This is a genomic window from Mesorhizobium bavaricum (assembly GCF_056781655.1).
Genome location: NZ_CM165566.1, coordinates 929,203 through 943,360 on the forward strand (window position 1 = coordinate 929,203; position 14,158 = coordinate 943,360).

Genomic DNA, 14,158 nt, shown 5'->3' on the forward strand with positions numbered 1-14,158 from the left:
AATGCGTGATTTCCAGTTTCCCGGCCGATCGCCGGTTCGTGCCACGGAAGCGATGGCGGCAACGTCGCACCCGCTTTCGACCCTTGCCGCGCTCGAGATGCTGCGCTCCGGCGGCAATGCCATGGATGCAGCCGTCTGCGCCGCCGCCGTGCAGGGCGTGGTCGAACCGCAGTCGACCGGCATCGGCGGCGATTGCTTCGTGCTCTACTGCCCGGCGGGACAAGGCAACGTGCTGGCCTTCAACGGCTCCGGCCGCGCCCCGGCCAAGGCGACGGTCGACTGGTATCTGGAAAAAGGCTTCGACCGTATCCCGCTGCAGGGACCACATGCGGTCACCGTGCCGGGTGCCGTTGACGCCTGGGCCCGGTTGCTTGAGGACCATGGCCGCAAGGGCCTTGCCGAGGCGCTGGCGCCGGCCATCCATTATGCCGAGAACGGCTATGTCGTGCACGACCGCGTTGCTTTCGACTGGGCGGAACCAGAGACGGACCTGTCGGCCGACGAGCATGCCGCGCGCATCTTCCTGCCGGGCGGCAAGGCGCCGAAGGCCGGCGATGTCCACCGGCAACCGGAACTCGCCGCCACCTTGCGGACAATCGCCAGGCAGGGCCGTGCCGGCTTTTACGAGGGCGCCGTTGCCGACGACATCGTCAGCCGGCTCAATGAACTGGGCGGACTGCATTCGACCGAGGATTTCGCCGCGACCAGGGGCGACTATGTGGCGCCGGTCAGTACCTCCTATGGCGGTTACGCCATTCACCAGATGCCGCCGAACAATCAGGGGCTGACGGCGCTTTTGATGCTGAATGTGCTGTCGGGTTTCAAGCTTGGCGGGCTTGACCCCAATGGCGCCGAGCGCCTGCATCTGGAGATCGAGGCAGGACGGCTTGCCTATCGCGACCGCGACCGCTTCGTCGGCGACCAGGACCATGTTCCGGTGCCGGTGGCGCAGCTTCTGTCCAGCGCCTACGCCGACCGGCTGCGCGCCGAGATCGACCGCGAACGCGCCATGACGCATCTGCCGCGCGTGGACCTGCCCGGCAGCGACACGGTGTACATCTCCGTCGTCGACCGCGACCGCAATGCGGTCTCGTTCATCAACTCGACCTATTATTCGTTCGGCAGCGGCGTCGTCGGCCCGAAGACCGGTATCGTCCTGCAGAACCGTGGCTCGAGCTTCCGCCTCGATCCGGCGCACCCGAACGCCATCGCGCCCGGCAAGCGGCCGATGCACACGATCATGCCCGGCATGGCAACCAGGAACGGCCGCGTGGTGATGCCGTTCGGCGTCATGGGCGGCGGCTACCAGCCGTTCGGGCATGTCCATCTGCTCACCAACATGATCGACTTCGGCATGGACCCGCAACAGGCGCTGGACGCGCCGAGGGTGTTCTACAATGATGATACCGTGGAGGCCGAGCGCAGCGTTTCCACAGAGGCGATCGAGGGCCTGCGCCGGCGCGGCCATCGCACAGCCGAACCGCATCACCCGCTGGGTGGTGGACAGGTTGTGCTGATCGACTGGGAGAAGGGAACCCTGACCGGCGCCTCCGATCCGCGCAAGGATGGATTGGCGCTTGGCTATTGATGGCTCCGGTTTTGCCATGGCATCACAGTGGCGTGTCGTGACTGGATTTTGACGGGTTGAAAAGATAGTCGGTGATCATGACCAATATCGCAGATATCTCAGAGCTCTCTCGCCGTCTTGTCGCAGGGGCGGACGATGCCCCGGCGATTTCGGCGCCCGACAGGGCGACGCTCACCCATGGCGGATTGCGCAGCCTGATCGCCACCACCGCTGCCGAACTGCATGCACGCGGCATCGGCCGGGGCGACAGGGTGGCCATCGTGCTGCCGAACGGGCCGGAGATGGCCGCCGCCTTCATCGCGGTGGCCGCAGCCGCCTCGACGGCGCCGCTCAATCCCGCCTATCGCGCGGACGAGCTCGATTTCTACCTGACCGATATCGGCGCCAAGGCGATCCTCGTTGCAGAGGGCGAGACCGGACCTGCAGTGGCGGTTGCCGAGCGTCTCGGCATCGGCGTGCTCCGGCTTGTTGGCTTGCCTGACGCACCAGCCGGAAGTTTTGCGATCGAGGGCGCGGCGATCGGCCCGCAGGCCGCTTCTGACATGGCGCAGGACGGCGAGATCGCGCTTTTACTGCATACCTCCGGCACCACGTCGCGGCCCAAGCTGGTGCCGCTCAGCCACGCCAACATCGCGGCCTCGGCGGCCCATATCGGCGCGACGCTCGGCCTGACGGCCGATGACCGCTGCCTCAACATCATGCCGCTGTTCCACATTCACGGACTGATCGCGGCCGTGCTCTCCTCCTTGGCCGCCGGCGGCAGCATCTACTGCACGCCGGGCTTCAACGCGCTGCGCTTCTTCCAGTGGCTGAGCGAGGCGCGGCCAAGCTGGTACACGGCGGTGCCGACGATGCACCAGGCGATCCTGCCGCGGGCGGCACGCAATGCCGAGGCGCTGGCGGCAGCGCGCCTGCGCTTCATCCGCTCGTCCTCGGCGTCGCTGCCGGCGCAAGTGATGGCCGAGCTGGAGGCGACCTTCGGCTGTCCGGTGATCGAATCCTATGGGATGACCGAGGCAGCGCACCAGATGGCGTCGAACCGGCTGCCGCCCGGCCTGCGCAAGCCGGGCAGCGTTGGCGCCTCCGCCGGACCGGAAGTGGCGGTGATGGCGCCTGACGGGCGACTGCTCAGTGCGGGCGAGACCGGCGAGATCGTCATTCGCGGACCCAATGTGACGGCAGGCTACGAGAAGAACCCGGATGCCAATGCCACGGCTTTCGCGCATGGCTGGTTCCACACCGGCGACCAGGGCGTGCTCGACGAGGACGGCTATTTGCGGGTGACCGGCCGGCTTAAGGAGATCATCAACCGCGGCGGCGAAAAAATCTCGCCGCTCGAGGTCGACGACGTGCTGATGGATCATCCCGCGGTGGCGCAGGTCGTCACCTTCGCCATGCCGCATGACAAGCTTGGCGAGGAAGTGGCGGCGGCGGTGGTGCTGCGCGAAGGCATGACAGCCAATGAGAGCGACATTCGCATCTATGCCGCGACGCGGCTCGCCGACTTCAAGGTGCCGCGCAAGATCCTGATCCTGGACGAGATCCCGAAAGGCGCCACCGGCAAATTGCAGCGCATCGGGCTTGCCGCCAAACTCGGACTTTGATGATGAAGATCACCATCTTTGGCGCGGGCGCGATCGGCGGCTATCTCGCCGCCAAGCTTGCCATGGCCGGCCGGACCGAGCTGTCGATCGTCGCTCGCGGCGCCCACCTCGACGCGATCAAGGCAGATGGCCTGCGCCTGATCGAAGACGGCCAGGAATCGCTGGCTCCCGTCCGGGCCGCCGCGAAAGCCGAGGAGCTTGGCGCCCAGGACTATGTGGTGCTGGCGCTGAAGGCTCATTCCCTCACCCCTGCTCTTGACCAGATCGCACCGTTGCTCGGGCAGGACACCGCCGTCGTCACCATGCAGAACGGCGTGCCATGGTGGTACTTCCATGAGGTCGGCGGGCCGCTCGAAGGCACCAGGTTGAACGCGGTGGACCCCGGCGGCAAGATCTGGGAGCGGATCGGGCCCGAACGCGTCATTGGCTCGGTGGTCTATCCCGCCGTCGAAGTCGACGCGCCCGGTCTCATCCGCCATGTCGAGGGCAAGCGCTTCTCGCTCGGCGAACCCTCCGGCGAGCGCAGCGAACGGGTCACGCGGCTGGCCGAGGTGATGGTCAAGGCCGGGCTGCAGGTGCCGGTCCGCGACGACATCCGCGGCGAAATCTGGGTCAAGCTGTGGGGCAATCTTTCCTTCAACCCGATCTCGGCGTTGACCGGCAGCACGCTGGCCGCGATCGTTGCCGACGAGGGCACCCGGACACTCGCCCGCACCATGATGCTGGAAGCCCAGGCGATCGGCGAAAGCCTCGGCGTGCGCTTCCCGATCGCGGTCGACCGCCGCATCAAGGGCGCCGGCGATGTCGGCGAGCACAAGACCTCGATGCTGCAGGATCTGGAGCGCGGCCGGCCGATGGAGATCGACGCACTGGTGACGGCCGTGCAGGAGCTTGGCCGGCTAACGGACAAGCCGACCCCCACCATCGATGCCGTGCAGGCGCTCGTGCGGCGGCTGGCGGTGGAGCGCGGGTGTTACGGGTGAGGTAAGGCACTCCCAACCTTGACGCGCTCGCGCCCTGCCCCAACATATCGTGGGCCCGCCCTTGTTGGCGATCCGAGAAGGGCGTGCCGAAACGGATATGTCCATCCAGCCTTTGGTATCAAGGAACCGCCTCCATGCTCCGATATGCCTGCCTCCTTGGAATCTTGGCCGTGACAGCGGCTCATCCCGCAATGGCGCAGAGCGACGCCGAAATGAAAGCGTGCATCGACCGATCCGGCGGCTACACGTGGAAAATGTTGGATTGCGGGAAAGTCGAGATCGACAAGTTCGATGCCAGGCTGAACGCGGCTTACAATACCTTGATGCGTCGCGAGCATGGCACCGAACGTGCCCGATTGCAGCGCGAGCAGCGCGCCTGGCTGAAGCATCATCTGCGGGAAACGCACCGTCTTGCCGCCGATCCCGACAACGGAGAAGCCGCCTTCTTCACATCTCAAGGGTTTGAATTGGACGATTTGAGCGCACGCACGGCCGAACTCGAAAAGCGTGTCCAGAAAAATCCGTAGTCACTCAACCGCGGGCCGATCAACCGCGTAGTAGATCTGGAGCTGATCAGCCCTTGCCCAGCTGCCCGAGCACCCGTGCATAAAGCTCGCCGACAATGCCGCGCCGGAAGACCAGCACGCAGACCATGAAGATCAGCCCGGTGGCGATGGTCACCGGGAAGCCGGAAGTGGCAAGCGTGTTTTCCAGCCCGACGACGAGGCTCGCGCCGATGATCGGCCCGACCATGGTGCCGATGCCACCGAGCAGCGTCATCAGGATCACCTCGCCCGACATCTGCCAGGTGACGTCGGTGAGCGTGGCAAACTGGAAAACGATCGCCTTGAGCGCACCAGCCAGGCCGGCCAGTGTCGCCGACATGACGAAAGCTCCCAGCTTGTAGTTGGCGACGGAATAGCCCAGCGAAATGGCGCGATTCTCGTTTTCGCGGATCGAGCGCAGGATCATGCCGAAGGGCGAATTGACGATGCGCCAGATGGCGAAGACGCCGACCAGGAACACCGCCAGCACGAAATAGTACATGTTCATCGAGACGTTCAGGTCGAGGACGCCAAGCAGGATGCCGCGCGGCACACCTTGAATGCCATCCTCGCCTTCGGTGAAGGGCGCCTGAACGCAGAAGAAGAAGAACATCTGCGATAGCGCCAGAGTGATCATGGCGAAATAGATGCCTTGCCGGCGAATGGCGAAAAAGCCCATGACCAGGCCGAGCAGTGCCGCGCCCGCCATGCCGAGCAGGATACCCGCCTCCGGCGGCCACCCCCAGACCTTGATGGCATGCGCGGTGAAGTAGGCGGCGCCGCCAAAGAAGGTGGCGTGGCCGAACGACAGGAGCCCGGTATAACCGAGCAGGAGATTGAACGCGCAGGCGAACAGCGCGAAGCACAGCATTTTCATCAGGAAGATCGGGTAGACCAGGAAAGGCGCCACCAGCAGTGCCAGGATGCCAAGCCCGACCAGCGTCCATTCAAGCCGTGCCGAGGTCCTGGCGGGCGCCTCGCGAAGCGTCAGTTCGGCCATGTCAGGCGTCCCTCCCGAACAGGCCGGCCGGCCGGACCAGCAGCACGATGGCCATGATGACGAACACCACGAGGTTGGAGGCCTCGGGGTAGAAGACCTTGGTCAAGCCTTCGGCAAGGCCGAGCATGTAGCCGGTGACGATCGCGCCAAGGATCGATCCCATGCCGCCGACCACCACGACCGCGAAGACGACGATGATGAGATCCGATCCCATCAGAGGGCTCACCTGGTAGATTGGCGCGGCCAGAATTCCGGCCAGCCCGGCAAGGGCAGAGCCCAGACCGTAGGTAAGGGTCAGCAGCAACGGCACGTTGACGCCGAAAGCCTGGACGAGACGGGGATTCTCGGTTGCCGCGCGTAAATAGGAACCCAGCCTGGTCTTTTCGATCAGCGCCCAGGTTCCGAAGCAGACGATCATCGAGGCGACCACGACCCAGCCGCGATAATTGGGCAGAAACATGAAGCCGAGATTGGTGCCCCCGGAAAGCAGCGGCGGCACCGTGTAGGGATTTCCCGACACGCCGTAATAATAGCGGAATACGCCTTCGAGAACGAGCGCGAGGCCGAAGGTGAAGAGCAGGCCATAGAGCGGATCGAGATCATACAGTCTCGACAGCGCCAGGCGCTCGACCACGATGCCGAAAACGCCGACGATCAGCGGTGAAAGGATCAAAGCGGGCCAGTAGCCAATGCCGAGATGCGCGAGAAGCAGATAGCCGACGAAGGCGCCTAACATATACTGGGCGCCATGGGCGAAATTGATGACACGAAGCAGGCCGAATATGACGGCCAGGCCCAGGCTGAGCATGGCGTAGAAAGAGCCGTTGATCAGCCCGACCAGCAACTGGCCGAGCAATGCCTGAACGGGGATGCCGAAGATCATCGTCATCATACACCCAGAACTTCGTGGAGCAGGGTCATGCGGTCCGCCAGTTCGCCGGTCGGAAACCCGGCCACGACCTTGCCGTGCTCCATCAGATAGAATCGGTCGGCGACACGGCTGGCGAAACGGAAATTCTGCTCGACCAGCAGGATCGTCATGCCGCGCTTTTTCAACGTCGCCAGCAATTCGCCGATACGCTGCACGATGACCGGAGCCAGACCTTCTGTCGGCTCGTCGAGAAGCAGCATTTTCACGCCGGTTCTCAGCATTCGCGCGATCGCCAGCATCTGCTGTTCGCCACCCGAGAGCCTTGTGCCGGGGCTGTTGCGTCGCTCCTTCAGATTGGGGAACAGATCGAATATTTCGTCGACGCTCATGCCGCCCTCGGCGACGACCGGCGGCAGGATCAAATTCTCGTCGACAGTCAGCGTGGCGAAGATTCCACGTTCCTCCGGCACGAAGCCGATGCCTTGATGCGCGGTCCGGTGCAGCGGCAGTTGCATCAGATCCTTGCCGTCGAAAACAACCTGGCCAGTTCGCTTGCGGATCAGCCCGATGATGGCGCGCAGCGTCGTCGTCTTGCCGACACCGTTGCGGCCCAGCAGCGTGACCGTCTCGCCGCCAAACACCTCCAGGTCGACACCATGCAGCGCATGGCTCTCGCCATACCAGGCGTTGAGGCCGCGGACCGCTAGCAGAGGTGCTGCACTAGTCATCGGCGGTGCCCATATAGGCGACCTTCACGCGTTCGTCGCGGCTGACGGTGGCGTAGTCGCCGGCGGCAAGGACCTCGCCGCGCTGCATGACCGTTATCCAATCGCAAAGATCGGCCACGACAGTCAGATTGTGCTCGACCATCAGCACGGCGCGATCCTTGGCAACCGAGCGGATGAGGTCGGAAACCGTGCCGACATCCTCGTGCCCCATGCCCGCCATCGGCTCGTCCAACAGCAGCACTTTCGGATCGAGCGCCAGGGTGGTGGCGATCTCGAGCACGCGTTTCCTGCCATAGGAAAGATCGCCGGCGAGCCTGTCCCTGGCGTCGTCGAGACCGACCGAGCGCAGCAGTTCCACGGCGCGCGGCGTCAGCCGATCGAGCGCCGCGAGCGAGCGCCAGAACTGAACGGCAAGTCCGCCCGGCCGCTGCAGCGCGACGCGCACATTGTCGAGCACGCTGAGGTGCGGAAAAATTGCAGATATCTGGAACGAGCGCACCAGACCCATCCGCGCAACCTTGGCCGGCGACGTGCGGGTGATGTCGTGGCCAAGCAGTTCGATCCTGCCGCTGGTCGGCGCCAGGAACTTGGTGAGCAGATTGAAGACGGTCGTCTTGCCGGCGCCGTTGGGTCCGATCAGTGCATGGATGTTGCCATGGCGGACATCGAGATCGACGTTTCTGACGGCGACGAAGCCGGCGAAGTCGCGCCGCAACCCGCGGGCGGAAAGCACCACCCGCGGCTCATTCCCGTTCAGGTCAGGCGGCGCCACGGGCCGCGCCGATCACTGGCCGGCCGTTGGACAGCCGCTCTCCTTCTCGCTCAGGAATGCCTCATTGCCGGGAATGGTGGCGAGATATTTGTAGTAGTCCCATTCCTTGGTGCTCTCGCTGGGCGACTTGACCTGATAGAGGTACATGTCGTGGACCATGTTGCCGTCGGACTGCACTTTGCCGTTGGCCGTGAAAACGTCGTTCACCGGCATCGAATGCAATTCCTTGGCGACGGCCTCGGTCTCGTCGGTGCCAGCCTTGTCGATCGCCTTCAGGTACTGCGTCACCGCTGAATAAGTCGCGGCCTGGATCATGTTCGGCATGCGGTTGGTGCGCTTGAAAAAGCGCTGCGCGAATTCGCGGCTCTTGTCATCGCGATCCCAGTAGAAGCCCTCGGTCAGCACAACGCCTTGCGCTGCCTGAAGGCCCAGTCCATGCACCTCGGCCAGCGTGAAGAGAAGTGCTGCCAGACGCTGGCCGCCCTGCACGATGCCGAATTCGGCCGCCTGCTTGATGGAGTTGGAGGTATCGAGGCCAGCATTCGCCAACCCGATGACCTTGGCGCCCGACGATTGCGCCTGCAGCAGGAAGGAGGAATAATCGGTCGACCCCAAGGGATAACGCACTTCGCCCAATACCTTGCCGCCGTGACCCTCGACGAACTTGGTGGTCTGATCCTTGAGCGAATAGCCGAATGCATAGTCGACGGTGACGAAGAACCAGCTGTCGCCGCCCTGCTGCACGAGAGAGCCGCCGGTTCCCACTGCCTGCGAGTGGGTGTCATAGGCCCAGTGGAAGCCGTAGGGCGAGCACTGTTTGCCGGTGAGATCCGTGGTCGCCGCACCGGTAACGATATCGATCTTCTTCTTTTCCTTGGAAATCCCCTGGACGGCGAGCGCCACCGAGGAAGTCGTCAGTTCCATGATGGCATCTACCTGTTCGGTGTCATACCACTGCCGTGCGATGTTGGAGGCGATATCCGCCTTGTTCTGGTGGTCGGCGCTGATGACCTCGATCGGCGCTCCCTGCACCTTGCCGCCGAAATCCTCGACCGCCATCTTGGCTGCCTCGACCGACCACTTGCCGCCGAAATCGGCATAGACGCCCGATTGGTCATTGAGGATGCCGATCTTGACCTTGCCGTCGGAAATTTCAGCGGCCGAGGCGGGGATCGCAGCCGCGGCAAGCAGCGCGGCAGAAACGAGATAGCATGCCTTCATTGTCTACTTCCTCCCATCACGATGAAACCCGACCGGCCCTCCACGATCGATCACCAGAAAATTGAACATGAGGAAGATGCGGATGAACGGCAAGGGGCCATTGCGGATTCATATTCGAAGGCGTGCACATCCTTCTTCGCCGGGCCGGCTCCCGAAGGTGCCGCCGCGACAGGGGCAGCAAGGCCGACTGTAGTCATGTCGCCCAAAAGTGTGCGGCGGTTTTGACCCGTCGACACTCATAAAAAACAAGAGCTTAAAGCGCGCCGAATGAACCCGTTTCCACGCGACGCGCTTGGTGGCATGACGCCAGCCGGGTTTCCAAGGTGGAACACGAACATGTGAACCGTGACCTGCGGCACGGCGAGGTCGTCTCGAGCGGCTGGAGTCTCGGTGAGAGGCTTACGGGCGCTCTTCGCCGGGCAGCAACGCCTCAGCTCTCTGCGGCGACGAGATGGCCGTTGCCGACATCCGTCAGCGCCAGTTTCAGCGGCGCCTCGCCGATCTTGCGGGTGGCGCTCGGGATCTCCTGATCGAGGCGGGCGAAGCGGCTTCTTCGCCTGGCAGGGTCGGGCACCGGCACGGCATCGATCAGCCGCCTGGTGTAGGGGTGGCGCGGGTTGGAAAAGACCTGGTCGCGCGTGCCCATCTCGACGATCTGGCCGAGATACATGACGGCGACGCGGTCGGAGATGTTCTCGACCACCGCCATGTCGTGCGAGATGAACAGGTAGGCGACGCCGAACTCGCGTTGCAATTCCTTCAACAGATCGAGCACGCGCGCCTGCACCGAGACGTCGAGCGCCGAGACGCTTTCATCGGCGATGATCAGCTTCGGCCGCAGCGCCAACGCCCGGGCGATGCAGACGCGCTGGCGCTGGCCGCCCGAGAATTCATGCGGATAGAGCTCCATCTGGTCGGCCGACAGGCCGACGCGCTCGAACAGCGCAGCCACACGCTCCCGGCGCTCTTCCTTCGAGGCGATGCCGTGGATCACAAGTGGCTCGGCAACGAGGTCGCCGACGCGCATGCGCGGGTCGAGCGAGGCGAAGGGGTCCTGGAAGATCATCTGCACGTCACGGCGGACCGCCTTGCGCTCGTCGCGGCCAAGCCCCGACAGATTGCGTCCGCCAATGACGATGTCGCCGCTGTAAGGAACCAGCCCGGCCAGCGCCTTGGCGGTGGTCGACTTGCCGCAACCGGACTCGCCGACCAATGCTAGCGTCTCGTTCGGGGCGATCGAAAAGCTGACGCCCTCGACGGCGTGGACGCGGCGGTTGACCCGGCCGAAGACGCCGCCACGCAGATCGAAGCGGACATGCAGATCGTTGACCTCAGCGACGAGAGCCGGCGCCACCGTCTCGGCATCCCGGGATTTCTGGCGGCCGGCGCCACTGCCGATGCGCGGCACGGCGGCCAGCAGCTCGCGCGTGTAATCGGCCTGCGGTCGGGCGAAGATGTCCGATGTGATGCCTTCCTCGACCATGCGGCCGTGCCGCATGATGATGACGCGATCGGCCATTTCGGCGACCACGCCCATGTCATGGGTGATGAGGATGACGCTGGTGCCGTGCTGGCGCTGCAGGTCACGCAACAACTCCAGCACTTCGCCTTGCACGGTGACGTCGAGCGCCGTCGTCGGCTCGTCGGCGATCAGCACGTCGGGTTCGAGCGCCAGGGCCATGGCGATCATCACCCGCTGGCGCATGCCGCCGGACAACTCGTGGGGAAACTGCCTTAGCCGGCTTTCGGCCTCCGAGATGCGCACCGCCTTCAGCGCCTCGATGGCGCGCTGGCGAGCCTGCGCCCGTGACAGGTTGGTATGCGCTTCGATCGACTCGGTGAGCTGCCGGCCGATCGACAGCACCGGATTGAGCGAGGTCATCGGCTCCTGGAAGATCATGGCGATGCGGTCGCCGCGAATCCGGCGCATCTGGCGCTCGTCGAGCGTCGCCAGATCGGTATCGCCCAGATCCCCAGCACGAAGTCGGATTTTCCCTGAAGATATGCGTGCGGCAGGTTGCGGCAGGAGCTGCATGATCGCCAGCGCCGTCATCGACTTGCCGGAGCCGGATTCGCCGGCGATGCAGAGTGTTTCGCCACGAGCCAATGTCAGCGACAGGTTGGAGACGACGTCCCGCTCGCCGTCCTCGCCGCGCACGCTGACCGACAGGCCGGCGATGTCGAGCACCGGCCCCGCCGTCGCCGGAGCGGTTGCTCCGGCCCGCTTCCTGCCCGCGCCTGCGTTCATTCGAAAACGCAGCGCGGGAAGTAGAACGACACCACCCAGTTCGGCATGTCGACGATCTCGCTGATGCGGAGATCGCCGCAGACCGAGGCCAGCATATAGGCCTCGACGGGATCGAGCTTGTAGCGGCCAGCGAGCAGGTCGACCATCTGCGCGACCGCCTCCCTGGCGCCGGCCATCAGGTCGGGGCCAATGCCGGTCGTGACCTCATAACCCTTGGCGTCGAGATGACGGGTCACCGGGCCCGAGGTGGTGAAGCGCGGCGTCTTCAGCCTGGCATCCTTGACCAGGTCGAGCTTGAGCACGACGTCCATCGGGCTTTCGATCGCCGTGCCGCAGACCTCGCCATCGCCTTGCGCCGCATGGGTGTCGCCGACTGAAAACAGCGCACCGGCCACTTCGACCGGCAAATAGAGCGTGGTGCCGGCGGCGAGATCGCGGATGTCGAGATTGCCGCCGACCCGCCTTGGCGGCACCACCGAGTGGTGGCCCATCTCAGCCGGCGCATTGCCGATGGTGCCGGCGAACGGTTTCAGCGGCACGCGCGCATTTTTGCCGAACAGCGCCGGCGCGAGCGAGGCGGCGTCATACTTCCAGATGTTGAGCGCCGGCTCCTTGAAGTCGTCGGCGAGCAGCCCGAAACCCGGGATGTTCGCCGTCCAGCCGAAGCCGGACGGCTTGAACATCTCGATCGTCACCTTCAAGGCATCTCCGGGCTCGGCCCCTTCGACGAAGATCGGCCCGGTGACCGGGTTGACCCTGGCGAATTCCAGCTTGGCGATGTCGTCGACCGTGCTGTCGGCCTGCAACTGACCGCCGCCGGCATCAAGGCACTGGAACTCGATGGTCGAGCCGGGCGCCACCCGCTCGGCCGGGGCAAACGAATTGTCCCAGCCGAAATGGTGATGGCGCCCGTGGATGGTGTAGTCGCAGTTATTGCACATCTTTTACGTACACATTGTCGTAGTTGATGAAGACATGGACCGGATCGACATAGAGTTTGTCGGCGCCGCCCATGCGTGCGGATTTCATGCTGAAGCGCTGCTCGTTGAAGACCGGCACCCAGGGCGCGTCTTCCATGATCTTGTCGTAGATGGCGCTCCACATCTTGTTGCGTTCTTCCGACTTCGCCGGATCGGTTATCGAGTCGGCCACGGCCGCCTTGGCGTCGAGATCCTTGTTGCAATACCATGACCAGTTCCAGCCGCCGGGAACCGCCCCGGCGCAGCCGAGGATCGGACCGTAGAAGTTTGAGGGGTCGGGGAAATCCGCGATCCAGCCCATGCCGCCGGACCAGATCATCGGCGCACCGGCCTTGTCGCCGCCTGCGGCAATGACGTTGGCCTGGGCCAATGCCTGGATGCTGGCCTTGATGCCGACGGCCGCCAGATCCTGCTGGATCGCCTGGGCGATGCGCGGATTGGGATCGGTGTTCATGGCGAACAATTGCGTGTCGAAGCCATCGGGATGACCAGCCTCGGCAAGCAGCGCCTTGGCCTTGGCGACGTCATAGGGATAGCCCTTGAACTCCTTGTCGTAGCCCGGCATCGACGGCGGCAGCGGCTGGTTGGCCGGCACCGCGCGGTTGTTGATGATCTGGACGATGCGCGCCTTGTTGATCGCCATGTTGACGGCTTGCCTGACCTTCACATTGTCGAAGGGCGGCATTGTGGTGTTCATGGTGATGTAGCCAGTGTGCAGTTGCCCGCCTTCGACGACGCGCGCCTTCTGCTCGGGATCGGCCATCACCTCCTGGAATTTTGCCGGCGGAATGCCATCAAGGGGCAGGTCGATCTCGCCTTTCTGCATGCGCAGCATCGCCACGATCGGCTCCTGGCCAACCTCGAAGGTGATCTTGTCGAGATGCGGTAGGCCCTTGTGCCAATAATCCGGGTTGCGCACGAAGACGATGCGCTGGCCGAGCGTCCACTCGGCGAACTTGAACGCGCCGGTGCCAACCGGGTGCTTGCCGAAATCGGCGCCGTATTTCTCGACTTCCTCCTTCGGCACGACATGCGCGAAGTTGATGGCCATGACATGCAGGAAGGTGGCGTCCGGGCGGGTCAGCTCGAACTTGACGGTGTAGGGGTCGACCACGGTGACGCCGGAGAGGCTTTCGGCCTTGCCGGCGGCGACATCGTCATAGCCCTTGATCGAACCGAAGAAGCCGGCGCCGGGGCTCTGCGTCTTCGGATTGGTGACGCGGTCAAGCGAGTACTTCACATCATCGGCCGTCATTTCGCGGCCATTGTGGAACTTCACGCCATGGCGCAGCTTGAAGGTGAAGGTCTTGCCGTCGGGCGAAATCTCGTAGCTTTCGGCGAGGTCGGGCTTCAGGTTGGTGGTGCCAGGCTCGTAGTCCATCAGCCCGTCGAACAGGCTCTTGATCATCGACCAGTTCTGCCAGTCGTAACCGATCGCCGGGTCGAGCGTGGTGACATCGTCCTTGTATGTGGCAATGATTTCGCCGCCCTGCTTGGCGTTCGGATCGATGGTGTCTTCGGCGCGAGCGCTTGTCATGCCTAGCATCAGCGCCAGCGCCGATGCCGCTACTGTGGATGCCAGAAACTTTTTCATTGTTACGTTCCCTTTCTCTGTTTG

12 protein-coding genes are annotated in these 14,158 nt (G+C 64.1%); 4 read left to right on the forward strand and 8 right to left on the reverse strand.

Translation table 11 applies throughout. From position 1 onward, the window contains the following. Position 1 precedes the first annotated feature (1 nt). The 4 genes from ggt (at position 2) to AC1RZR_RS04460 (ending at position 4,702) form a co-directional block, all read left to right on the forward strand. Entirely contained in the window at positions 2-1,588 is a 1,587-nt protein-coding gene (ggt, locus tag AC1RZR_RS04445; protein WP_481827760.1) for a gamma-glutamyltransferase, read from the forward strand. A gap of 77 nt (positions 1,589-1,665) precedes the next feature. Further along, entirely contained in the window at positions 1,666-3,192 is a 1,527-nt protein-coding gene (locus tag AC1RZR_RS04450; protein WP_481827761.1) for an acyl--CoA ligase, read from the forward strand. A gap of 2 nt (positions 3,193-3,194) precedes the next feature. Beyond that, positions 3,195-4,175, forward strand: coding sequence for a 2-dehydropantoate 2-reductase (locus AC1RZR_RS04455; RefSeq protein ID WP_481827762.1), 981 nt, complete (start codon positions 3,195-3,197; stop codon positions 4,173-4,175). Positions 4,176-4,309: 134 nt separating this feature from the next. Further along, positions 4,310-4,702 carry a lysozyme inhibitor LprI family protein gene (locus AC1RZR_RS04460; protein WP_481827763.1) on the forward strand — a complete coding sequence of 131 codons (393 nt, stop codon included), beginning with the start codon at positions 4,310-4,312 and terminating at the stop codon, positions 4,700-4,702. A 46-nt stretch (positions 4,703-4,748) separates the two neighbouring features. Here the strand turns inward: AC1RZR_RS04460 and AC1RZR_RS04465 are convergent, their stop codons facing one another. The 8 genes from AC1RZR_RS04465 to AC1RZR_RS04500 form a co-directional block, all read right to left on the reverse strand. Beyond that, positions 4,749-5,720: a branched-chain amino acid ABC transporter permease gene (locus AC1RZR_RS04465; RefSeq protein ID WP_477268460.1), complete on the reverse strand. Its 972-nt coding sequence runs from the start codon at positions 5,718-5,720 to the stop codon at positions 4,749-4,751. A 1-nt stretch (position 5,721) separates the two neighbouring features. After that, entirely contained in the window at positions 5,722-6,609 is an 888-nt protein-coding gene (locus AC1RZR_RS04470) for a branched-chain amino acid ABC transporter permease (RefSeq protein WP_481829015.1), read from the reverse strand. Continuing rightward, positions 6,609-7,319 (reverse strand): ABC transporter ATP-binding protein, encoded by a 711-nt coding sequence (locus AC1RZR_RS04475; RefSeq protein WP_481827764.1) that lies wholly within the window; start codon positions 7,317-7,319, stop codon positions 6,609-6,611. Before AC1RZR_RS04475 ends, AC1RZR_RS04470 begins: the two co-directional genes overlap by 1 nt. Continuing rightward, a complete protein-coding gene (locus AC1RZR_RS04480) occupies positions 7,312-8,091 on the reverse strand; it encodes an ABC transporter ATP-binding protein (RefSeq protein WP_481827765.1) in 780 nt (259 codons plus the stop codon). The genes AC1RZR_RS04475 and AC1RZR_RS04480 overlap by 8 nt, the downstream gene beginning before the upstream one ends. 12 nt (positions 8,092-8,103) lie before the next feature. Then, on the reverse strand, positions 8,104-9,312 hold the full coding sequence (locus AC1RZR_RS04485; RefSeq protein WP_481827766.1) for an ABC transporter substrate-binding protein: 1,209 nt from the start codon (positions 9,310-9,312) through the stop codon (positions 8,104-8,106). Positions 9,313-9,742: 430 nt separating this feature from the next. Beyond that, positions 9,743-11,560, reverse strand: a complete 1,818-nt coding sequence (locus tag AC1RZR_RS04490; protein WP_481827767.1) for an ABC transporter ATP-binding protein — start codon at positions 11,558-11,560, stop codon at positions 9,743-9,745. Further along, complete coding sequence (locus AC1RZR_RS04495) at positions 11,557-12,501, reverse strand: acetamidase/formamidase family protein (RefSeq protein ID WP_481827768.1); 945 nt, start codon at positions 12,499-12,501, stop codon at positions 11,557-11,559. The genes AC1RZR_RS04490 and AC1RZR_RS04495 overlap by 4 nt, the downstream gene beginning before the upstream one ends. Then, positions 12,491-14,134: an ABC transporter substrate-binding protein gene (locus AC1RZR_RS04500; RefSeq protein WP_481827769.1), complete on the reverse strand. Its 1,644-nt coding sequence runs from the start codon at positions 14,132-14,134 to the stop codon at positions 12,491-12,493. Before AC1RZR_RS04500 ends, AC1RZR_RS04495 begins: the two co-directional genes overlap by 11 nt. Positions 14,135-14,158: the final 24 nt, after the last annotated feature.